This is a genomic window from Streptomyces sp. NBC_01176 (assembly GCF_045039825.1).
GTDB lineage: Bacteria > Actinomycetota > Actinomycetes > Streptomycetales > Streptomycetaceae > Streptomyces.
Genome location: NZ_CP108600.1, coordinates 3954586 through 3977123, shown reverse-complemented (window position 1 = coordinate 3977123; position 22538 = coordinate 3954586). Strand labels below are relative to the sequence as shown.

The window sequence follows — 22538 nt, the reverse complement described above, 5'->3', positions numbered from 1 at the left end:
CGCGGACCGGGGCCGTAAGGGGGAGCGCGGGGCTCAGTGGGAGGCGAGGGTGCGGGGGTCGGTGGCCAGGGCGTGGGCGTCCATGCGCTCGGCGGCGAGGATCGCGGCCGCCGTGTCCGCGCGGGAGGCGGCGACGACGAGGGCGCGTCCGGCGAGGGCGTGCGCGCGCTGGTGGAGGGCGTGGGCGCGGGGTCCGGGGGCGGCGGCGGACGCGCGCACGGGCGCGACGCCTCCCCGGAGCCGCGCCACCTGTTCGGCGAGGCGCGCGGCCGCGGTGTCCAGGTCGGGGGAGGGCGCGAGCGCACGGATCTCGTCCGTCACCGCGAGGAGGGCCGCGAGATGCCCGGCGAGCTGGATGTCCAGCTCCTCCTCGCGCGACCGGTGGGGGAAGTCCGAGGGCGCGCCGGTCGCCGTGTGGACCGACTTGGTGCGGATCGGTTCGTACATGGGACGGCCTCCTGTGCGCTCGCAGGAAACCATCCTAGCTTGGATTTCGTCTAAAGTTGAGTCAGGTCGCGCATTTGGCCCCGCCGGGCACGCAGGGTGAGGGTCAGGGCTGGCTGTAACCGTCCAGGAAGGTGCCGATCCGGGTCACCGCGTCGGTCAGATCACCCACGGTCGGCAGGGTGACCACCCGGAAGTGGTCCGGCTCCGGCCAGTTGAAGCCCGTCCCCTGGACGACCATGATCTTCTCGCGGCGCAGCAGGTCGAGCACCATCTGCCGGTCGTCCTTGATCTTGAAGACCTTCGGATCGAGCCGCGGGAAGAGATACAGCGCGCCCTTCGGCTTCACACAGCTCACGCCCGGGATCTGGGTCAGCAGTTCGTACGCGACGTCCCGCTGCTCCTTCAGACGCCCGCCCGGCAGGACGAGCTCGCCGATGGTCTGCCGGCCGCTCAGCGCGGCGACCACGCCGTGCTGACCCGGCATGTTCGCGCACAGCCGCATGTTCGCGAGGATCGTCAGGCCCTCGATGTAGGAGTCGGCGTGGGCGCGGGGGCCCGAGATCGACATCCAGCCGACGCGGTAACCGGCCACCCGGTAGGCCTTCGACATGCCGTTGAAGGTGAGGGTGAGCAGGTCGGGGGCGACCGCGGAGGTGGGGGTGTGCGTCGCGTCGTCGTAGAGGATCTTGTCGTAGATCTCGTCCGAGCAGACGAGCAGGTTGTGGCGGCGGGCGATGTCGGTGAGCCCGCGCAGCATCGCCTCGTCGTACACCGCGCCCGTCGGGTTGTTCGGGTTGATGATGACGAGCGCCTTGGTGCGGTCGGTGACCTTCCGCTCCACGTCCGCGAGGTCGGGCATCCAGTCGGACTGCTCGTCGCAGTGGTAGTGGACGGCGGTGCCGCCGGACAGGGACACGGCCGCGGTCCACAGCGGGTAGTCCGGTGCCGGTACGAGCACCTCGTCGCCGTCGTCGAGCAGGCCCTGCATCGCCATCACGATCAGCTCGGACACGCCGTTGCCGATGAAGACGTGCTCGACGTCCGTCTCGATGCCGAGGGTCTGGTTGTGCATGACGACGGCGCGGCGGGCGGCCAGCAGGCCCTTCGCGTCGCCGTAGCCGTGCGCCGAGGAGACGTTGCGGAGGATGTCCTCCAGGATCTCCGGCGGGCACTCGAACCCGAAGGCGGCCGGATTGCCGGTGTTCAGCTTGAGGATCCGGTGCCCCGCGGCTTCCAGCCGCATCGCCTCCTCGAGCACCGGGCCCCGGATCTCGTAACAGACGTTGGCGAGCTTGGTCGACTGGATCACCTGCATGTCCGTGAGCTTACGGCCGCGTAACGCCTCGCGGGGCGTGTTTTCCACCACGTGAGACGTGGTGTTTTGGGTGCCTTTCGTCCCACGCCGTGCCGTGGACCCCGTGATCCCCGGCGTACGCGCCGGTGTCCTGGCGCAACGGCCGGACCGGGACGCGGGCCGGGGCCGCGGCAGGGCCGATCCCGGCCACGGGCGGGGTTCCCCCGAACGGGTCGGTGACCGCGACCACACGGTTCCCGCGGCGCTCGTCCGAGGCCGGAAACCACTCCTTGTCCACCGCGTCCCCCCGCCTCACAATGCGCATGACAAAACTGGTCGTGGCCGGAAGACCTCCGGCCGCCCAAGTCGCAAGAGGGGACCCCCACATGAGAAAGCCTCTCGTCGCCGCGCTGTTCGCCCTGGTGATCACCGGGGCGGGCGTGGCACCCGCGGTCGCGGCACCCGCACACGCGGCCACCCCCGCACCCGCGTCCGCACCGGCCGCGCGGTCGTCCGTCGTGCCGTTGTCGACCGAGCACGCGTCGGCCGTCCGGGCGCCGGCCGTCCAGGCCGTGAACTACGCCGGCACCGTCGCGCTCAGCAACTGCTCCGGCTCCGTCATCCGGATGCCCAACTCCGCGGACAGTGACCCCGCGCTCGTGCTCTCCAACGGTCACTGCCTGGAGACGGGCTTCCCGGAACCGGGCGAGGTCATCGTCGGCCAGACCTCCTCGCGCTCCTTCACCCTGCTGAACTCCGCCGGGACGGGCGTCGCGACGCTGCGCGCCAGCAAGGTCGCGTACTCGACGATGACCGACACCGACATCACGATCTACCAGCTCACCCGCACCTACGCGCAGATCCGGAGCTCGTACGGGATCAGCGCGCTCACCCTCAGCGACACCCATCCCACCGCGGGCACCGCCATCAAGGTCGTCTCCGGCTACTGGAAGCGGACCTACAGCTGCAACGTCGACGGGTTCGTGTACCGCCTGAAGGAGGGTGACTGGACCTGGAAGGACTCGGTCCGCTACACCTCCGCCTGCAACACCATCGGCGGCACCTCGGGCTCGCCCGTCATCGACAACGCCACCGGCAAGGTCGTCGCCGTCAACAACACCGGCAACGAGGACGGCGAGACCTGCACGGTGAACAACCCGTGCGAGGTCGACGCGAGCGGCAACGTCACCATCCACCAGGGCATCAACTACGCCGAGGAGACCTACCAGATCGTCCCGTGCTTCGGCACCGGCAACAAGCTCGATCTGAGCGCCACCGGGTGTGTCCTGCCCAAGCCGTGACGCCTCGCGGGGCGGGCGGTCAGGCCGTACGGCGGACCGCCCGCCCCGCCAGGACGTCCGTGCGGCGTCCGTCCTCGATCACGAAGCGGCCGTCGATCAACACGTACGGGATGCCCGTCGGGAGCGTGCGCGGCGCCTCGAAGGTCGACCCGGCCGCGACGGTGGCCGGGTCGAACAGGACGAGGTCGGCGCGGTAGCCCTCGCGGACCAGACCGCGGTCCGGCAGCCGCAGCCGGGCGGCCGGGCGGCCGGTGAGGTGGGCGACGCACTCCTCCAGCGAGAGGACGCCCAACTCCCGCACGTACCGGCCGAGATACTGCGGGAACGTGCCGTAGGCGCGCGGGTGCGGCTTGTCGCCGCGCAGGATGCCGTCCGAGCCGCCGGTGTGCACGCGGTGCCGCATGATGGCGCGCACGTTCTCCTCGTGGCCGACGTGCTGGAGGATCGTGGCGCCGAGCCGGTCGTCGAGGAGGATGCGGCGGGCGGTGGTCCAGGGGTCCTCGCCGAGCCGGTCGGCGGACTGCCGGACCGTGCTGCCGACGTACTCCGCGAGCGCCGGATCGGCGACGCCGGAGATCTCGATCGTGTCCCACTCGATGGGGACGCCGTGGCAGCCGTCCGCGCCGACGACCTCCATGTGGTGCCGGATGCGCTCGGCGCTCTCGTCGTCCGCCAGGCGCGCCAGCACCGCCTCGGGACCGCCCTCGCTCGCCCAGCTCGGCAGCATCGCCACGAGCGTGGTGCAGCCGGGGGTGTAGGGGTACGTGTCGAGGCTGATGTCCGCGCCCTCGGCGAGCGCGCGGTCCAGGAGCGCGAGCAGCTCGGGCGCCCGCCCCTCGTTCACCCCGAAGTTCATGGTGGCGTGGGCGAGATGGAGCGGGCAGCCGGCTTCGCGGGTGAGGGCCACCATCTCCTCGTACGCCTCCAGGGCGCCCGCCCCGTACGAGCGGTGGTGCGGGCAGTAGTAGCCGCCGTGTCCGGCCACCACCCGGCACAGTTCGGTGAGTTCGGCGTCCTGGGCGTACATGCCGGGGGTGTAGGTGAGGCCGGAGGACATGCCGACGGCGCCCTCCCGCAGGCCGTCGGCGACCAGCCGCCGCATCCGGTCCAGCTCCCGCTCCGTCGCCGGGCGGTCCTCCCAGCCGACGGCGAGCATGCGGACGGTGCCCTGCGGGACGAGGTAGGCGGCGTTCACCGCGATGCCCTCGCCGCCGAAGCCGTGGTCGAGTCGGTCCAGGTACTCGCCGACCGAGCGCCAGTTGAAGTCGATGTCGTCGCCGTGCCCGTTCCAGCCGGTGATCGCCCTGCGGACCTCGGCGAGCGTGCGGTCGTCCACCGGCGCGTACGACAGGCCGTCCTGGCCGAGGACCTCCAGGGTCACCCCCTGGGCCGCCTTCGCGGTGTGCTCGGGATCGCGCAAAAGGGCCAGGTCGCTGTGGGCGTGCATGTCGATGAAGCCGGGCGCCAGGGCCAGGCCCTCGGCGTCCAGGACCCGGCGCGCGACCGGCCGCAGACAGCCGGCCGCGGCTCCCTCCTTGACCACGGTGGTGATCCTGCCGCCCTCGATCCCCACGTCGGCGCGGTACGAGGGGCCCGAGGTGCCGTCGACGACCTCCGCGTCACGGATGACGAGATCCATCATGGCGTGCGTCCTTTCCCGTGCCGGTTCTAGAAGAACGTCCGTACGTAGTCCACGACCGTCCCGTCCGCCTCCACCACGGGGATCAGCTGCCACTTGTCGAAGGACGTGCACGGGTGCGACAGCCCCAGCCCCACCCAGTCGCCGACCTCCAGGTCCGCCTCCGGGGAGGTGGCCAGCCACCCGTGCTGATCCGAGAGGCCGGTGACGGCGACCCCGGTGGCCGGGCGCTCGCGGCCGTCCCGCCGGACCGCCTGGGCCTCGGGCAGATCGAGGTCGTAGGCCGCGTCCCGCTTGCCCGCGTTGACGAAGGCCTGCTCGGGGGAGGGCCGGGAGACGACCTGGGACCAGAGCCGGAACGCCGGGTGCAGGGCGCCCTCCTCGGGGACCCGGGCGAACGGCGTCAGCCGCCGGTAGTGGCCGTCGTCGTGCGAGACGTACGCGCCCGAGCGCAGCAACTTCAATACAGGACGGGAGAGTTCGGGGATCTCCGCGAAGACGTCGGCCACCGCGTCGAACCAGGCGCTGCCGCCCGCGCTGACGACGATCTCCTCCACCCCGGCGAACCGGCCCGCCTTGTCGAAGTCCACCGCGAGCGCGGTCAGCCGGCGCAGCCACGCGTGCACGCGGCCCGGGTCGGCCCCCGGCACCTCGCCCTCGTACCCCGCCACGCCGACCAGCCGCAGCGTCGTCGTCGCGGCCACCGCGTCCGCGACCGCCGCGCACTCCGCCTCCGTACGCACGCCGGTGCGGGCCCCCTCGCCCGCGGCGAGCTCGACGACCACGTCCACCGGACGGGTGGAGCCGTGCAGCGCGGCGGCCATCAGCTCGACACCGCGCACCGAGTCGACGTAGCAGACGAAGCGGAAGTCCGGGTCGGCGGTGAGCTCCGCCGCGATCCGGCGCAGGGCCGCCGCGTCGACGAGCTCGTTGGCGAGGAAGACCCGCTGGACGCCGAACTCCCGGGCCACCCACACCTGGTGGGGCACGGCGAGGGTGATGCCCCAGGCGCCGTGCTCGATCTGGCGGTGGAAGAGCTGCGGGGCCATCGAGGTCTTGCCGTGCGGGGCGAAGGCGAGGCCGTGGCGGGCGGCGTACGACTCCATCAGGGCGAGGTTGTGGGCGAGACGCTCGGCGGAGAGGGCGAGCACGGGGGTGGTGAAGCCGTCGTCGAAGAGGTTGCGGCGCTGGGCGGTCAGCTCGCCGACGGTCAGACCCCGGGCGTCCGGGGGCAGCCCCTTGAAGCGGTGGTCCACGCGGTCCGCCGCGAGGGCGGCGAGGCGTGCTGCGGCGGTGTCGGCGCCCATGGGGCCTCCCTGATGAGGTGCGTTGCAGATAATGCAACGGTCATTGCGTATGTCGCTTACTGCTGTCTAACATCCCAGCCAACGCAGGGTCAACGGTGCCGTTGACCGCGAGCGCCGCGCGAGCAAGGAGCCCCCGTCATCGTGACCCCCACCGGACCCGCAGCTGCCGTGTCCCGTCCCGTCGACGGCATCCGCCCCGTCGACGTGGTCGCGCTCGGCGAGTCCATGGTCACGTTCCTGCCCTCCCGGCCGGGGCGGCTCGCCGACGTGCCCTCCTTCGACCGGGGGATCGGCGGCGCCGAGTCCAACGTGGCGTGCGTCCTCGCGGCCGCCGGGCACCGCGTGAAGTGGATCGGCAGGGTCGGGGACGACGGGTTCGGCGACCATCTGGTGGAGGCCATCACCGCGTACGGCGTCGACACCTCCGCCGTGCGCCGCGACCCGCACCGCCCCACCGGAATCTACTTCCGCACCGCGGGCGACCGGGCCACGGACGAGCACGAGGTCCTCTACTACCGGGCCGGTTCCGCCGCCTCCGCGATGTCCCCGGACAACACGCCCCGCGCCGAACTGGACTCCGGACGCGTCCTGCACCTCTCCGGCATCACCGCCGCGCTCTCCGCCGACTGCCTGGCCCTGCTCCGCGAGCTGACCGCCCCCCGCCCCGACCGCCCCCTGGTCTCGTTCGACGTCAACCACCGGGCGCATCTCTGGCACCACCCGGAGACGGGCCGGACCGTCCTGCTGGAACTGGCCCGCCGCAGCGACCTCGTCTTCGTGGGCGAGGACGAGGCGGAGGAGGCCTGGGGCATCACCGGCGGCCCCGACGCGATCCGCGCCGCGCTGCCCGAACCCCGGGCACTGGTGGTGAAGCAGGGCGCGGCGGGCGCGACGCTGTTCGAGCGAGGCAGCGGCGGCGAGGCCGGTGGCGGGTGCGGTGCCGAGCCTGACGGTGGGTGCGCTGCCGAGTCCGGCGGCGGTGCCGAGTCCCGCGCGGACACCGTCACCCGCGTCCCCGCCCTCCGCGTCGACGTCGTCGCGCCCGTCGGCGCCGGGGACGCCTTCGCCGCCGGGTTCCTGTCCGCCACCCTCCGATCCCTGCCCGCCCGGGACCGGCTGCGGCACGGCCACCTCACGGCCGCCGCCGCCCTCACCGTCCCCGGCGACCTCGCCGTGCCGCCGTCCCGCGACCACGCCGACCGGCTGGCCGCTCTGGACGACGAGGCGTGGGGGACACTTCGACTCGGCCCCGGCTGGACCGAAGCCGTCACGCGGGCCGACGAGGAGGTACGTACCCCATGAGCCAGACCGTCGACCGGGCGCTGAGCATCCTGCCGCTGCTCGCCGAGGGACCCGCCGACCTCGGCCAGGTCGCCGACCGTCTCGGCGTCCACAAGTCCACGGCGCTCCGGCTCCTGCGCACCCTGCACGAGCACGGCCTCGTCTACCGCCAGTCCGACCAGCGCTACCGCCTCGGCGCCCGCCTCTTCGCCCTCGCCCAGGAGGCCGTCGAGAACCTCGACGTCCGCGAGATCGCCCACTCCCACCTCGTACGCCTCAACGAGCAGTGCGGGCACACCGTCCACCTCGCGGTCTACGAGGACAACGAGGTCCTCTACATCGACAAGGTGGAGAGCCGCTACCCCGTGCGCATGTACTCGCGGATCGGCAAGCCCGTCGCCATCACCGTCGCCGCGGTCGCCAAACTCCTCCTCGCCGACCTGCCCGAGGCCGAGCGCCGCGCCCTCGCGGAGAAGCTCGACTACCCCCTGTACACGGCCCGTTCGACCCCCAACGCCCCCGCCTTCCTCAAAGAGCTGGCGACGGTGCGCGAACAGGGCTGGGCCACCGACCTCGGTGGCCACGAGGAGTCCATCAACTGCGTCGCCGCGCCCATCCGGGGTGCCGACGGGCGGGTCGCCGCCGCGATGTCGGTCTCCGCGCCCAACGTCGTCGTCACCGCCGACGAACTCCTCACCCTGCTCCCGCTGGTGCGCCGTACGGCGGACGCCATCAGCCGCGACTACTCCGGAAAGCCCCCGAAGGACCCCAGCTAAGGACCCCCATGACCGAGAAGACCGCCCTCACCCCCAAGACCCACACCACCCCGCCCGCCAAGTTCTCGCACGGAGTCAGGAAGGGGAACATCCTCCAGGTCGCCGGGCAGGTCGGCTTCCTGCCCGCCGTCGAGGGCGAGCCGCCGACGCCCGCGGGCCCGACCCTGCGCGAGCAGACCCTCCAGACCCTCGCCAACGTCCGGGCCATCCTCGAAGAGGGCGGCGCCGGCTGGGACGACGCGATGATGATCCGCGTCTACCTCACCGACGTCGACCACTTCGCCGAGATGAACCAGATCTACAACGCGTACTTCGAGGAGCAGGGCCTCACCGCGCCCCCCGCCGCCCGCACGACCGTCTACGTCGGTCTGCCCGCGGGCCTCCTCATCGAGATCGACGCGCTGGCCGTCCTGAGCTGACGCCGGGCTCCGCTCTCTCCCGCCTTCTCCCGCACTCCGTACGTCATCACGGTGCGGCGCCCGTTCCCGGGGCGCCGCACCGCGATTCCCCCTGCCCCGAAAGACTCATGGAATTACGAGGTCCCCCGTGATGTCCCTGCTCGCCGCCGCCGCGCCCGAGACCCCACCCCACACCGGTGGACTCATCGCCCTCATCCACGGCACCGCCGGCCTCCTCACGGTCGCCGCGCTCGGCATCCTGCTTCTCCTCTTCCTGATCATCAAGGTCAGACTGCAGCCGTTCGTCGCGCTGCTCGCGGTCTCCATAGCCGTCGGCCTCGCGGCCGGTCTCTCGGTCACCGAACTCTTCGGCACCGTCCAGCGCTCCGACGCCGTCTCGCTCATCGAGTCCGGCATGGGCGGCACCCTCGGCCACATCGCGATCATCATCGGGCTCGGCACCATGCTCGGCGCCGTGCTCGAGGTCTCCGGCGGCGCCGAGGTGCTGGCCTCCCGGCTGCTCCAGATCTTCGGCGAGAAGCGCGCCCCGCTCGCCATGGGCCTCACCGGCCTCATCTTCGGCATCCCGGTCTTCTTCGACGTCGGCATCTTCGTCCTCGCGCCGATCGTGTACGCGGCCGCCAAGCGCGGCGGCAAGTCGATCCTCCTGTACTGCCTGCCGCTGCTCGCCGGCCTGTCCATGACCCACGCGTTCCTGCCGCCGCACCCGGGCCCGGTGGCCGCCGCCGGTCTGCTCCACGTCGACCTCGGCTGGGTCATCCTGATGGGCATCGTCTGCGGCATCCCCGCCGTGCTCGCCGCCTGGGCCTGGGCCGCCTGGGTCGGCAAGCGGATCTTCGTCCCCGTACCGCAGGACATGGTCGAGGCCGCCGACGAGGCGAAGGCGGCGCTGGTCGAGGAGCAGCGGACCGCCGGCGTCACGCCGCGGGAGGCGCCGGTGCCGCTCGGCACGGTGCTGGCCATCATCGGTACGCCGCTGGTGCTGATCCTGCTCGCGACCTTCTCGTCGATCGCCTTCGACCCCTCCACCGGCCGCTCGGTCATCGAGTTCTTCGGGCACCCCTTCGTCGCGCTGACGATCGCGCTGCTGCTGGCGTACTACCTGCTCGGCATCCGGCGCGGCTGGTCCCGCAAGTCGCTGGAGACGGTGTCCACCGCCTCTCTCAAGCCGGTCGGCAACATCCTGCTCGTGGTCGGCGCGGGCGGTGTCTTCGGCGCGGTCCTCAAGGGCAGCGGGGTCGCCCAGGCACTCTCCGACACCTTCAACGACGTCGGCCTGCCGGTGGTCGTCCTCGCCTACCTGATCTCCCTGGTCCTGCGCGTCGCCCAGGGCTCGGCCACGGTCGCCATCGTCACCACGGCGGGCATCGTGGCCCCGCTGCTGACGGAGGGCGACCACTCCCAGGCGTTCGTCGCGCTGGTCATCATGGCCATCTCGGCGGGCTCGATCTTCGCCTCGCACGTCAACGACGGCGGCTTCTGGATGGTCGCCAAGTACTTCGGCATCAGTGAGCGGGACACGCTGAAGACCTGGACCGTCCTGGAGTCGGTGCTGTCCGTCGCCGGGTTCGCCGTGGCCGCCGTGGTGAGCGTGTTCGTATAACAGCCGCGTAGCTAAGTAGGGGCTGGCTGTGCCCGGCACAGGATCTTCGACCATACTGCCCGCTGTGGAGCAGCGCATAGGTTCGAAGAGCCAGCCCCTGGACGCCGCCGCGGTGAACCCGGCGTACATCCCCGGGCTCACGTCACCCGCCACGGCGGAGCCGAAGGACGCGGTCGTCGAGGAGGCCGTGTCCGAGGAGGCGGCTGTCGAGGACGTCGCCCCCGAAGAAGAGGTCTCGGCCGAGACCCCCACCAAGTCCGAGGAGGAGGCCGACTCCGAGCCCGAGCCCGAACTCGATCCCGACGGACCGGTTTTCGAGGCGTCCGACCGGCGCGCCTCGATCAAGGCCGACCACCGCGGCGTACGCCTTCGTCTGGACGACCAGGAGGCGGAGTTCCGCTGGGACGAGATCGGGGCCGTGGAGACGGAGTCGCCCCGCTTCGGCAAGCGGTTCACTGTCACGGTGCACACGCCCGACCGCCGTTGGTACCCGATCGAGATCGAGGCGACGGCCCGGTCGCGCTTCAAGGAGTGGGAGGAGCAGCTCGACGCGGTGCTGGATGCCTACTTCGAGGAGGGCGCCCCGGAAGAGGACGCCCCCGAAGAGGACGCCCCGGACGGGGACGCTCCCGAAGGGAACACCCCGGACGGGGACGCACCCGTGAAGGACACCTCCGCGAAGGGCGCCTCCGCATCGGGCGTCCAGGGCGTCCGGACCGAGGACGTCCCGGACGAGGACACCCCGTAGGAGCGGGGGGAACCGCGCGACCGGCCGTACGCGGCCCCGCGGTTCCCCCTGCCTTCCGGACCGGCCCGGTCGACCGCGGCACCGCGCCTCCGTGCCGGCCGGACGACCGGCCGGTGCGCGCGGTCCGCGGTCCCGCCGGTTCAGCCGAGCCCGTGCACGTGTGCTCCCACCGAGTTGGACCACGCGTTGCCCGCGGAGGCATCCCAGTTCGTCGACCAGGTCATCGCGCCGCGCAGGTCCGGATAGGTCCTGGAGGGCTTGAAGGAACCGCAGTTGGTGCCCTTCGCCAGGCAGTCCAGGGCGTTGTTGACGACGGTCGGGGAGACGTACCCGCTGCCCGCGCCGCTCGTCGAGGCCGGCAGGCCCAGGCCGACCTGGGACGGGGCGAGGCCGCCCTGCAACTGGATGCAGGCGAGGGCGGTCAGGAAGTCGACCGAGCCCTGGGAGTACACCTTGCCGTCACAGCCCAGCATCGAACCGCTGTTGTAGTACTGCATGTTGACGACCGTGAGGATGTCCTTGATGTTCAGGGCGGTCTGGAAGTAGGCGTTCGACGTGGACTGCATGTCGATCGTCTGCGGGGCCATCGTGATGATCAGGGACGAGCCCGCCCTGGACGCCAGCGAGCGCAGGGCCTGCGTCATGTACGTCGCGTTGAGGCCGTTCTCCAGGTCGATGTCGACGCCGTCGAAGCCGTACGTCTGCATGAGGGAGTAGACGGAGTTGGCGAAGTTCGCCGCGGACGTCGAGTCGTTGATCGACACCGTGCCGTTCTGGCCGCCGATGGAGATGACGACCTTCTTGCCCGCGGCCTGCTTGGCCTTGATGTCCGCCTTGAACTGGTCGACCGTGTAGCCGCCGAGGCCGGCGGAGTCGAGGGTGAAGCCCACCGCGCCCGGTGTGCCGGTCGCGTCCGCGAAGGCCACCGCGATGATGTCGTACTGGGACTGGACGGCGGAGATCTTCTGGACCGTCGCGCCGTTGTTGAAGTTCTGCCAGTAGCCCGTGACGGCGTGCTTCGGCAGCGCGGTGCCCCCGCCGCCGCCCGTGGACGCGCTCGTCGTGCCCGTCACCGTCGCCGACTTCGCCGACTCACCGGCCGAGTTGGTCGCCGTGACCTGGAAGGGGTACGAGGTGGACGCCGTCAGCCCGGTCACGGTCGCCGAGGTCCCGGTCACCGCCGTCACCTTCGTGCCGGACCGGTAGACGTTGTAACCCGTCGCGCCCGACACCGTGTTCCAGGTCAGGGAGACGGACGAGGAGGTGGTGGAGGAGACGGCCAGACCGGCGGGTGCCGCGGGGACCGTGGGGGGCTGCTCGCCGCCTCCGCCGCCGTCGGGGCCGAGGACCGAGAGGTCGTCGGCGTAGTACGCGGCCTGTCCGTACCACCCGTGCGTGTAGACCGTCACCGAGGTCGTCGACGCGCCGGTGGCGAAGGTGGTGGACAGCTGCTTCCAGGAGGCGGAGTCCGGGGTCCAGGTCGACACGTCCGTGGTGCCCGTGCCGGTCACACCGAGATAGGAGTACCCGCCCTGCACCCACGCGCTCAGCGTGTACGTCGAGTTGGGCTTGACCGCGACGGGCTGGGTGCACTGGGCGTTGTCCTGGCCGGCGGGCGTCGCCTTGAGCGCCGCCGAGCCGCCGTGCACCGGTGAGGACACCGTCGTACCGCTGCCCGCGGAACAGGTCCAGTTGCTCAGGCCCGACTCGTACCCGCCGTTCCTGGCGTTGTTGACGTCGGCGGCCTGGGCCTGGCCCGCCAGGCCGGTGAGGGAGAGGACGGAGGCGGTGACTGCGGCGGCAAGGCCGACCGCCCATCTCCGTGCGGGCATGCGTGTGACGCGGTCCACTGGGTCCTCCGGGGAGGTGGGGGAGGGATACGGAACGGTGGCCACCGCAGGATTACAAGTTGGTCCAGACCAATCCTGTTGTCAAGACCTCGGGTAGCGGCCGTAAATCCCAACCCCCCTGCGGTGCGGGCGACTTGTCGCGTATTCGCCTTACTCTCCGTTGATCATGCCCCCACCTTCCGTGAGATGATCTGGCGGATTCGGTGTTGAGCGGGCCATGCCGTGGATATGGTGCTGATGCAAGAGGGCGTCACAGTGACGATCTGCGGCCAACTGTGGCCGTCCATGACGAAACAGGGGCGATCCGTGGCGGTGGTTGACCACCTCGCCGCGGCGAACGGGGTGTGTGCAGCGTGCCGACCGCGATAGCCGTCACCAGTCCCGACCTGGTGCTGCCGCATCACGACCGGCAGACTCCGGCCGCGGTCGTCCAGCCCCTCGACACCCTCGAAGGCTCCCTCACGGGAATGCACACGCTCATCGAGCAGCACGGGTACGTCATCGCGCTCTACCCGGCCTCGGTCGACTCGGCCGTGACCCAGCGCCTGCACACCGTCCGCTCCGTCCTGGAGAGCGACCGGATCGCGCTGCTCGCCATAGACCTGCCGCCCCTCGGACTCGCCCTGCTCGCCCAGCAGTTGCGCCAGCTGTCCGTCTGCGACTTCAGTCCGGGCGTGCTCGCCTCCTCCGCCCGGCTGCTCGCCCACTACATCTACGCCGGCGCCCTGCTCGGCTCGGTCGCCAAGCTCGACCGGGTGCCGGTGACCCTGAAGTCGCACGCCAAGTCATGGGTGCCCGGCGCCCAGTTCGCCGTGCTGGCGACCCCGCGGCCCCAGCTCGCGCGGATCGGCCAGGACGAGATCGCCGGGCCCGAGTTCGGCACCCGGCTGCTCGTCGCCTCCGGCCAGCCGCCCTCGGACTGGGTCACGGCGACCCTCGCGCCCGCCTGGCGTGTGCAGGGCGTCGCGACCGTGCCGCTGCCGGAGGAGTCGGGGCGCTGGTGGGGCACCACCAAGCTCGCCGAGTTCGCCGCCGGTCTGTACGACGTCTCCGTGCTCTACCAACTCGTGTCGTCCGTCCGGCGGGAGGAGTGCCACTGGTGCGGGCTCGAACTCATCGGTGACCGCTGCGGGTTCTGCGCCGCACCGCTGCCACCGCCTTCGGAGCTTCCGGCCGCCGCGGTGCGGGCATCCTCTCCAGTGCGTGCCCTGCCCCGGGGCATGACATGAGCCACATAGGTCACATAAGGCGTACAAGCCGTGCGGGGCGCGTCGGCTGCGCGGATCGCGGCTCACGGCTCCGCAGCAGCGCCGCCCCGTAGCACCACGGCTCCACAGCGACATCTCAACAGCACCTGAACAGCACCAGGCACGACCGCTCGACCCCGCCGTCCCCGCCCCACGATCGAGGTTGTCCGCGTCATGAACTCACGCCAGCGCCGCGGCGTCATCCTGCTGGTCCTCTCGGTCCTGTGCGCCCTGGGCGCCTTCGCCGGAGTGCTCTCGGTGATCCGCGACGTGAACTCCAAGGTCGGCCCGGAGGTCTCGGCGTACCGCCTGAAGGACGACATCGCGCCCTACAAGGAGCTGACGGCCGACCAGTTCCAGAAGATCTCGATGCCCGAGCGCTGGCTGTCCTCCACGGCCGTCACGGACCTCTCCCGGATCCGCGGGAAGATCGCCGTCACGCAGCTGAAGAAGGGCTCCCTGCTCCAGAGCGACATGATCGTGGACCGGCCCGCGCTGGAAGCGGGCCAGCAGGAGATCGCCATCATGATCGACGCGGCGACCGGTGTGGCCGGGAAGATCGACCCGGGCGCGCGGGTCAACATCTACGCCACCTTCAAGGCCGAGAACGACAAGCAGAAGGACCAGTCCAAGGTCATCGTGGCGAACGCGCGCGTCATCGACGTCGGCAGACTCACCGCCCTCGACCCCGGCCAGTCCAGCGCCGAACGCAGCCGCACCGCCACCCAGGCCGTCCCCATCACCTTCGCGCTCGACACCGCCGACGCCCAACGCGTCGCGTACGCCGAGTCCTTCGCGACCCACGTCCGGCTCGCCCTGGTCGCGGGCGGCTCCGACACCACCGTCGCCCCCGGCGAGCGTACGTACACCCTCGACCAGGACAAGTAGGAGGCCGCGCATGAGGTCCACGCCCCCGGGGCCGTGCCGATGACCATTCGTATCCTCCCGGCCGTCGGCGACATCGACTCGGCCCGAGCGCTCACCAGCCTGCTCAGCCAGCTCGCCGACGCCGAACCCGCCCCGCCCGTCCCCGACTCCACGGCCCTCCTCGACACCCTCGCCCGGCTCGCGGCGGAATCGCTCGACGAGCTGCCCGAAGTCGTCCTGGTCCACGAACGCATCGGCCCCGTACCGGCGTTGGACCTCATCCGCGATCTGGTGCTGCGCTTCCCGGCGGTCGGCGTCGTCCTCATCACGGCCGACGCCAGCACCGGCGTCCTCACCGCCGCCATGGACTCCGGCGCCCGCGGCATCATCGGTCTGCCGCTCGGCTACGACGCCCTCGCCGAACGCGTCCAGGCCGCGGCCGGGTGGTCGCTCGGCATGCGGCGCCACCTCGGCAGCGGTACGCCCGAGCTGTACACGGGCCCCGGCGGCACCGTCGTCACGGTCACCGGGGCGAAGGGCGGTGTCGGCACGACCGTGACGGCGGTCCAGCTCGCCCTGGCCTCGAAGGCCTCGGGCCGGGACGTGGCGCTGGTGGACCTCGACCTCCAGTCCGGGGACGTCGCCTCGTACCTGGACGTGCAGTTCCGCCGGTCGGTGGCCGACCTCGCCGGGATCAGCGACATCAACCCGCGCGTCCTCCAGGACGCCGTCTACCTCCACGACAGCGGCGTCGGCCTGCTGCTCGCCCCCGCCGAGGGCGAGCGCGGCGAGGAGGTCACGGACCGCGTGACCCGCCAGGTGCTGTCGGCCCTGCGCTCACGCCACGACGTCGTGATCGTGGACTGCGGCTCCCAGATGAACTCCGCGACCGCGGCGGCCGTCGAGATGGCCGACCAGGCGCTGCTCCTCGTCACCCCCGACGTCGTCGCCGTCCGCGCCGCCAAACGCATGGTCCGTATGTGGGACCGCCTCCAGATCCGCAAGGCGGAGGAGACGACGACGGTCGTCAACCGGTTCGCCCGCGGTACGGAGATCCAGCCCTCCCTGGTCCAACGCATCACCGGCACCAAAGTCGCCGCTTCGGCCGTGCCCGCCGCCTTCAAGGAACTCCAGTCCGTCGTGGACGCGGGACGCCTCCAGGACCTGGACACCCGCTCCACCGTCAAGCACGCGCTGTGGGCACTGGCGGCGGAACTGGGACTGGCGGTCGCCCAGGAGGGCGGGGGCGGCGGCCGGCGCCGCAAGGCCTCCCCGGACCGGGGGACGTCGGCGCTGCGCAGGAGGGGCGGCGACCGGGGCGCGGTGACCCTGGAGTTCGCCGGGATGTTCCCGATCCTGCTGGTCGTCATGACGATCCTGTGGCAGTGCGTGCTGTACGGCTACTCCTACTCGCTGGCCGGGAACGCGGCGGACGAGGCGGCGCGCGCGGCGACGGCGGCGTACGCGGTCGACCCCGGCGGCTACCAGGGCGCCTGCGCCGCGGCCGGAAGCAGGCACCTGCCCGGTGCCTGGCGGGGCGCCGCGATCAACTGCGCGCCGGCGGGCTCGGTCATGAAGGCCACCGTCGCCGTCGACGTGCCCCTGTTCTTCCCCGGCTTCGACGCCGGGTGGCGCGTGAACGGGAGCGCGGGCGCCGCACTGGAGGGGGACGACGGATGACCTCCCTCCCGCGGTTGCGGCGGCGCCTTCGACGTGGTCTCCGGGACGACCGGGGCGTCTCCATGCTGGAGTTCGCCGGGTTCCTGCCCATCCTGCTGGTCATCGGGATGGCCGCCATCCAGCTCGGCCTCATCGGATACGGGATCAACCAGGCCGGTTCCGGCGCGCGCGCCGCCGCCCGGGTCGCCTCGCAGGGCGGCGACGGATCGGCGGCGGGACAGGCCGCGGTGAGCGGATGGCTGGACCCGCGCGTCGACCCCGCACCGGGTCCCGACCTCACCACCGCCACCGTCACGGTCAGGGTCCCCGGGGTCATCCCCCTCTTCGGCCCCTACGAGGTGACCCGCCGCGCCACCATGCCCACCGACGACTGACCCCATGGCCGGATCCCCCGACCGGATCCCCCGAGCGAACCGCAGGACCGAACCGCAGGACCGAACCGCACGACCGAACCGCACGACCGAACGCCACGACCGACCGGGAGGAGCTGAACCCATGAGCCTGCGATCCCGACTGGCCACCCCCGACGAGGGAGGCCCCGCCCGCGAGGACGGACACCTCGTCGCCGTCTACCGCGCCAAGCTCCTCGAGGAGATCGACCTCGCCGAGATGTCGAGCCTCGCGGCAGCCGAACGACGGGTGCGCCTGGAGCGCGTGCTCGGCCACATCATCAGCCGCGAAGGCCCCGTCCTCTCCTCCGCCGAACGCGCCCAGCTGATCCGCCGGGTCGTGGACGAGGCCCTAGGACTCGGCGTCCTAGAACCACTGCTCGCCGACGCGTCGATCACCGAGATCATGGTCAACGGCCCGGACTCGATCTTCGTGGAGCGGGCCGGCCGGGTCGAACAGCTCCCGCTCCGCTTCGCCTCCAACGAACAGCTCATGCAGACCATCGAACGCATCGTCTCCACGGTCAACCGCCGCGTCGACGAGTCCAACCCCATGGTCGACGCCCGCCTCCCCACCGGCGAACGCGTCAACGTCATCATCCCGCCGCTCGCCCTCACCGGGCCCACCCTCACCATCCGCCGCTTCCCCCGCGCGTACACACTGCCCGAGCTCATCGGCCTCGGCTCGCTCGACGAGCAGATGCTGATGCTCCTCGCCGCCTTCGTCCGCGCCCGGTTCAACGTGATCGTCAGCGGCGGCACGGGCAGCGGGAAGACCACCCTCCTCAACGCGCTCTCCGGGCTCATCCCGTCCCACGAACGCATCATCACCATCGAGGACTCCGCCGAACTCCAGCTCCAGCAGGAACACGTCATCCGCCTGGAGTCCCGGCCCCCGAACGTCGAGGGCAAGGGCCAGATCACCATCCGCGACCTGGTCCGCAACTCCCTGCGCATGCGCCCCGACCGCATCATCGTCGGTGAGGTCCGCGGCGGGGAGACCCTCGACATGCTGCAGGCCATGTCGACCGGCCACGACGGCTCACTCGCGACGGTCCACGCGAACTCCGCGGAGGACGCCCTCATGCGGCTCCAGACCCTCGGCTCCATGTCCGAGGTCCTGATCCCCTTCGAGGCGCTGAAGGACCAGATCAACTCGGCCGTCGACGTGGTCGTCCAGCTGTCCCGGCACGCCGACGGCTCCCGCAGGATCACCGAGATCGCCTTGCTGGTCTCGCACGGCCGCGAACAGTTCCGGGTCGTCCCCGTCACCCGTTTCGTCCCGCGCCCCGTCGGCCCCGACCGGGTCGTCCACGGCCGTTTCGAGCATCTCCCGCTGCCCCGCCCGGTCGCGGACAAGCTGTACGTCGCCAACGAGCCGCTGCCGCCCGCCTTCGGCGTCGTCGAGGTCCTGGACGCACTCGACCCCAGGCAGGCCATCGGATGACCCCCACGACCGAGAGGAGCGAGCCGTGAACAACCCCGCCGTCCTGGCCCTCGGCGCCACCGTCCTGTGCGGCACCCTCGCCGTCGCGGGCGTGCACACGTACGCCTCCGGGCGTGCCCAGCGCCAGGCCCTCGTGGACCGCCTCGCCGGGGGCCCGCTGCGCACGGCCGCCGGCCGCGTACGCCGCTTCGCCGCCGTCGACCGCCGGCTGCGCCGCACCCGTCTCGGCCGCACCATCCACCTGCGACTGTCGGCGACGGGCCTGGATGTGACGGCGGGCGAGTTTGCCACCTACGTCACCGCCGTCGTCATCGCGCTGTGGCTGATCGCGGCCTCGGTGCTGGCCCCCTTCTTCGGCCCGATCGCCGCCTTGGTCGGGGTGTGGAGCGCGGTCATCTTCCTCAACTGGCAGCGCCAGAAACGCATCGAGGCCTTCATCGGCCAACTCCCCGACGTCGCGCGGCTGCTGGCCAACGCGACCGCCGCCGGCCTCGCCATGCGGACCGCGCTGGCGATGGCCGCCGAGGAGCTGGAGAACCCGGCCGGCGAAGAACTCGCCCATGTGGCCGACCAGTTGATGATGGGCCGTTCCATCGACGACGCCCTCGGCGAGCTCTCCGAGCGGCTGCCCTCCCGCGAACTGATCGTCCTGGTCACCACACTGGTCCTCGCCAACAAGGCGGGCGGCTCGGTCGTCAGCTCCCTGCGCAACCTCACCCAGACCCTGGAGGACCGCAAGGAGACCCGCCGCGAGGTCCGCACGATGCTCTCCGAGGTCAACGCCACGGCCTTCACCGTGCCGTTGCTCGGCCTCGGCTCCCTGCTCCTGATCAACTCCTCGAACGAGGGCGCGCTCGCCCGCGTCACCGGCTCCGGTCTCGGCCAGGCCCTCGTCCTGATCTCGCTGGGCCTGTACACCGTCGGCTTCTTCGTCATCCGCCGCCTCGGCAAGATCGAAGTCTGAGGAAGGAGGGATCACGTTGCTCCCCCTGCTGCTCGCCCTCGTGACGGCCGCCGCCGTCGCGGGCGCCCTGCTGGGCATCCGCATGATCCGCGCCGACGCCAAACTGCCCAGCGACCTCGCGCTCGCCCTGGAGGTCGGCGGAACCCGCGTCTCCAAGGCGGATTCCGCCGTCGACCGCCTCGGCATGCGCCTCGCGCCCACGGTGCTGCGCCTGATGGGCCCCCGCCGCGTCGACGCCAAACGCCGTCGCATAGACATGGCGGGCAACCCGGGCGGTCTGACGCTCAACCGCTACGCCGCGCGCCGCGCGGTGTACGGCATCTTCGGCGTCCTGCTGGGGCTGATCTTCCTCACCAACGGCCGGCTCCTGTTCGCCGTGCTCTCGCTGGCCTTCGGCCTGGTCGCCGCCGACGCCCTCATCTGGCAGGCGGTCCGCGAACGCAAGGAGGCCATCGACCGCGTCCTCCCCGACTTCCTCGACGTCCTCGCGGTCGTGGTCTCGGCGGGGCTCGGCTTCCGCCAGGCCCTGGACCGCGTCGCGGAGAAGTACGAAGGCCCGTGGGCGGACGAACTGCGCATCACGCTGCGCCAGATGGACATGGGTGTCAGCCGCCGCCAGGCCTTCGACGAACTACGCAGGCGCAACTCCTCCGAACAGGTCGCCCAGTTCGTGTCGGCATTGCAGCAGGGCGAGGAACTCGGCTCCCCGATCGCCGAGACCCTGATCCAGCTGGCCACGGACATGCGCCGGACGGACGCCCAGAACGCCCGCCGCCGCGCGGCCAAGACCATCCCCAAGGCGACGATGGTCACCCTCGTCTTCATGCTCCCGGCGACGATGATCCTGATCGCCACGGGAATGTTCCTGGGGTCGGGCACGAACTTCGGCTCGATCCTGGGCCGCTGATGAACACCCGCCGTACGCCGCCACCCTGGCTGCCGCCCGCCGCGCCGCGACTGTCCCGGCCGGGTGCGCGGCGAGGCCTTCCGGGGTGCTCGCATGGCCACCCGTGGGCCCCGCCCGGCCGGCTGTGGGCCCGGCTGGTCCGGACGTGGGCACCCGAGCACTCCACGAGCCCCGCCGGGCACCCGGAGGCAGGGGGAGAGGACGCGGCAGAGCGAACAAGGGGAGCCGAGGCATCGGCGGAACGTGGGTGGGCGGGGGAAGCCGGGGAGGCGGCGGCATCGAGCTGGCCCGAGGGCGCGGGACCCGGCTACCTGGCCGACGACGCCCCCGCCCCCGGCAACGTCCGTCTCCAGCTCAACGCCCTCCAGGCCCTCTGCCGCCAGGCCTTCGCCGTCCGCCTCGCCGCGATCGCGATCGGCGCCCCCTTCGCGATGGCCAACGCGACCGACGGCCTGTCCCGCTACACGGTCCTGGCCGCCGCCGTCCTCGGCGTCATGGGCTCGTACGCCATGCTCAGGGACTGGGACCGTTTCGGCCCCCGCCTCCTCGCGCACCCCACCCTGATGGCCGTGGACCTGACCTTCGGCGCGGTGCTGCTCCTGACGGCGTCCCCCGCGTCCCCCCTCGCCTACGCGACGGTCTGCACCCCGCTGCTGGCGGGCCTGCTGTACGGCTGGCGCGGCTCGGGTGTCTTCACGGGCCTGCAGCTGATCGTCCTGGTGACGGTGTACCGGGCCTGGCAGCACCACCCGGGGGCCGGCGCCAACACCCTTCTGATCGCCGGGTTCTGCGTCGGCGCGGGCATCATCGGCGTCACCCTGCGCAACCTGATGTTCCGCTTCGGCACGGCGAGCCAGGCACTGTCCGAGGCGAACTCCCGCCTGGCCGTCGCCGAGGCCGTCGAGTCGGAACGGGCCCGCCTGGCACGCGAGATGCACGACTCGGTGGCGAAGACGCTGCACGGGCTGGCCCTGGCGGCGGAGGCGCTGGCCGCCTCGGCCTCGGCGGACGGTGCGGATCCGGGCACGCTGAAGCGCCAGGCGACGACGGTCGCGGGGGCGGCCCGCCGGGCGGCGGCGGAGTCCCGGGACCTTCTGTCGGACCTGCGCCGTCATACGAACCTCACCACCCCGGAAACGGACGTCCTGGCCGAACTCGCCCGGCAGGTCCTGGCGTTCGAGGCGCGCACCCAACTCCCCACAGACCTCCGCCACCGGGGCGAGCGCCCGGTCCTGCCCTGCGCGACCGCCCGCCACGTCCTCGCGATCGTGTCCGAGGCGCTGGAGAACACGCACCGGCACGCGCACGCGAAGGCGGTGACGGTGGAAGTGGAAGTGAACACCAGCGAAGCCGAGTTCGCGGTACGGGTGCGGGACGACGGGGTGGGCCCTCCGCCCGGCGCCACCCTCGGCGACCTGACCAGAACCGGCCACTTCGGCCTGCTCGGCATGGCGGAGCGCGCCGCCTCCCTGGGCGGCCGCATCGACCTGACCCGACCCGAGCAAGGAGGGGCCGAGGTCCATCTGGCCCTTCCCCTCGCCCCCACTCCTCCCCACACCCCCCAAGAGGAGGCCGCACATGCCTGACCAGGCAGTCATCGGCCCGCCCCTCCGTGTACTGGTGGCCGACGACAACCCCGTCGTCCGGGCCGGACTGGCCGCGCTTCTCGGTGGCCATCCGGACATCGAGGTCGTCGCCGAGGCCGCGAACGGCGAGGACGCCGTGACCGCGGCGACCGCCCATCCCCCGGACGTCGTCCTCCTCGACGTGCGCATGCCCGGCACGGACGGGCTCACCGCCCTGCCCGACCTGGCCCGGCTCGCCCCCGTGATGATGCTGACGTACAGCCGCGAACCCGAGGTCGTGGCCGAGGCGTCACGCCGGGGCGCGGTCGGTTACCTCGTCCACGGCGAGTTCACGACGGCCGAACTGATCAGCGCGGTACGGGATGTGGGGCGCGGCCCTCGTGTTCTCCCGGATTCGCTCGGTGTTTCGTACGAACCGAACGAAATCTCTTCGCATCTGCAATCGTTTGTGGGACAGTCGTCAAAGGCTCGCCCCGGTCGTGGAGCAGGGCTCCGCCGCCGTCTGCCCGACCGGCTCGACTTCGACCTGAGTGCGAGGGAGGTGGAGGTGATGGACCTCATCGCCGCCGGCATGAACAACCGTCAGATCGCCGCCGCCTGCTTCATCAGTGAGAAGACCGTCAAGAACCACATCAACCGCATCTTCGCGAAGCTGCACAGTTCCTCGCGCAGCGAGGCGATCGCGCGCTGGTTGGGGACGGCGCGGGAGGGGTGGAGCCGGTGACTCCAGCGCGCGGAAGTTGGGCCCCTGGGCCCACTCGGAGTAGGCGGGTTCTCACGTACGGT

Annotated in this window: 20 protein-coding genes; 15 read left to right on the top strand and 5 right to left on the bottom strand. The window is 71.7% G+C overall.

Translation table 11 applies throughout. The annotated features are described in order from the left end of the window. Positions 1–33 precede the first annotated feature (33 nt). Both OG199_RS16955 and OG199_RS16950 read right to left on the bottom strand, forming a co-directional pair. A complete protein-coding gene (locus OG199_RS16955) occupies positions 34–447 on the bottom strand; it encodes a hypothetical protein (RefSeq protein WP_401799306.1) in 414 nt (137 codons plus the stop codon). Between the two features lie 103 nt (positions 448–550). Then, positions 551–1762: a pyridoxal phosphate-dependent aminotransferase gene (locus tag OG199_RS16950; RefSeq protein ID WP_356799787.1), complete on the bottom strand. Its 1212-nt coding sequence runs from the start codon at positions 1760–1762 to the stop codon at positions 551–553. 365 nt (positions 1763–2127) lie between these two features. On the opposite strand from OG199_RS16950, the gene OG199_RS16945 reads away from it, so the two are divergent. Further along, entirely contained in the window at positions 2128–3042 is a 915-nt protein-coding gene (locus OG199_RS16945) for a serine protease (protein WP_405830124.1), read from the top strand. 19 nt (positions 3043–3061) lie between these two features. On the opposite strand, the gene OG199_RS16940 is transcribed toward OG199_RS16945, so the two are convergent. Together OG199_RS16940 and OG199_RS16935 are read right to left on the bottom strand one after the other, a co-directional pair. Further along, on the bottom strand, positions 3062–4684 hold the full coding sequence (locus tag OG199_RS16940) for a D-aminoacylase (RefSeq protein ID WP_356799783.1): 1623 nt from the start codon (positions 4682–4684) through the stop codon (positions 3062–3064). A 26-nt stretch (positions 4685–4710) separates the two neighbouring features. Beyond that, entirely contained in the window at positions 4711–5988 is a 1278-nt protein-coding gene (locus tag OG199_RS16935; protein ID WP_405830122.1) for an amino acid deaminase, read from the bottom strand. Positions 5989–6129: 141 nt separating this feature from the next. On the opposite strand from OG199_RS16935, the gene OG199_RS16930 reads away from it, so the two are divergent. The 5 genes from OG199_RS16930 (at position 6130) to OG199_RS16910 (ending at position 10815) form a co-directional block, all read left to right on the top strand. After that, on the top strand, positions 6130–7290 hold the full coding sequence (locus OG199_RS16930) for a sugar kinase (protein ID WP_405830120.1): 1161 nt from the start codon (positions 6130–6132) through the stop codon (positions 7288–7290). Then, on the top strand, positions 7287–8045 hold the full coding sequence (locus tag OG199_RS16925; RefSeq protein ID WP_401799312.1) for an IclR family transcriptional regulator: 759 nt from the start codon (positions 7287–7289) through the stop codon (positions 8043–8045). Before OG199_RS16930 ends, OG199_RS16925 begins: the two co-directional genes overlap by 4 nt. Before the next feature lie 8 nt (positions 8046–8053). Further along, entirely contained in the window at positions 8054–8464 is a 411-nt protein-coding gene (locus OG199_RS16920) for a RidA family protein (protein WP_356799775.1), read from the top strand. A gap of 130 nt (positions 8465–8594) precedes the next feature. Beyond that, positions 8595–10067, top strand: coding sequence for a gluconate:H+ symporter (locus tag OG199_RS16915; RefSeq protein WP_356799773.1), 1473 nt, complete (start codon positions 8595–8597; stop codon positions 10065–10067). 64 nt (positions 10068–10131) lie between these two features. Beyond that, the gene (locus tag OG199_RS16910; RefSeq protein WP_405830117.1) at positions 10132–10815 is read left to right on the top strand and encodes a hypothetical protein; all 684 of its coding nucleotides are present in this window, start codon (positions 10132–10134) and stop codon (positions 10813–10815) included. A gap of 140 nt (positions 10816–10955) precedes the next feature. On the opposite strand, the gene OG199_RS16905 is transcribed toward OG199_RS16910, so the two are convergent. Next, entirely contained in the window at positions 10956–12647 is a 1692-nt protein-coding gene (locus OG199_RS16905; RefSeq protein ID WP_405830115.1) for a chitinase, read from the bottom strand. 371 nt (positions 12648–13018) lie between these two features. On the opposite strand from OG199_RS16905, the gene OG199_RS16900 reads away from it, so the two are divergent. The 9 genes from OG199_RS16900 to OG199_RS16860 all read left to right on the top strand — a co-directional run bounded on the left by OG199_RS16900 (position 13019) and on the right by OG199_RS16860 (position 22476). Beyond that, the gene (locus OG199_RS16900) at positions 13019–13894 is read left to right on the top strand and encodes a hypothetical protein (RefSeq protein ID WP_405830114.1); all 876 of its coding nucleotides are present in this window, start codon (positions 13019–13021) and stop codon (positions 13892–13894) included. Between the two features lie 192 nt (positions 13895–14086). After that, positions 14087–14800 (top strand): Flp pilus assembly protein CpaB, encoded by a 714-nt coding sequence (cpaB, locus tag OG199_RS16895; RefSeq protein ID WP_266701102.1) that lies wholly within the window; start codon positions 14087–14089, stop codon positions 14798–14800. A gap of 39 nt (positions 14801–14839) precedes the next feature. Further along, the gene (locus OG199_RS16890) at positions 14840–16459 is read left to right on the top strand and encodes a CpaE family protein (protein WP_405830112.1); all 1620 of its coding nucleotides are present in this window, start codon (positions 14840–14842) and stop codon (positions 16457–16459) included. Then, complete coding sequence (locus OG199_RS16885) at positions 16456–16833, top strand: TadE/TadG family type IV pilus assembly protein (RefSeq protein ID WP_356799761.1); 378 nt, start codon at positions 16456–16458, stop codon at positions 16831–16833. Before OG199_RS16890 ends, OG199_RS16885 begins: the two co-directional genes overlap by 4 nt. 121 nt (positions 16834–16954) lie before the next feature. Then, complete coding sequence (locus OG199_RS16880) at positions 16955–18295, top strand: CpaF family protein (protein WP_356799759.1); 1341 nt, start codon at positions 16955–16957, stop codon at positions 18293–18295. A gap of 25 nt (positions 18296–18320) precedes the next feature. After that, the gene (locus OG199_RS16875) at positions 18321–19259 is read left to right on the top strand and encodes a type II secretion system F family protein (protein ID WP_356799757.1); all 939 of its coding nucleotides are present in this window, start codon (positions 18321–18323) and stop codon (positions 19257–19259) included. A gap of 16 nt (positions 19260–19275) precedes the next feature. Beyond that, positions 19276–20166, top strand: coding sequence for a DUF5936 domain-containing protein (locus tag OG199_RS16870; protein WP_356799755.1), 891 nt, complete (start codon positions 19276–19278; stop codon positions 20164–20166). Beyond that, positions 20166–21752 (top strand): sensor histidine kinase, encoded by a 1587-nt coding sequence (locus OG199_RS16865; RefSeq protein WP_405830109.1) that lies wholly within the window; start codon positions 20166–20168, stop codon positions 21750–21752. The genes OG199_RS16870 and OG199_RS16865 overlap by 1 nt, the downstream gene beginning before the upstream one ends. Next, positions 21745–22476: a response regulator gene (locus OG199_RS16860; RefSeq protein WP_405830108.1), complete on the top strand. Its 732-nt coding sequence runs from the start codon at positions 21745–21747 to the stop codon at positions 22474–22476. The genes OG199_RS16865 and OG199_RS16860 overlap by 8 nt, the downstream gene beginning before the upstream one ends. Positions 22477–22538 lie beyond the last annotated feature (62 nt).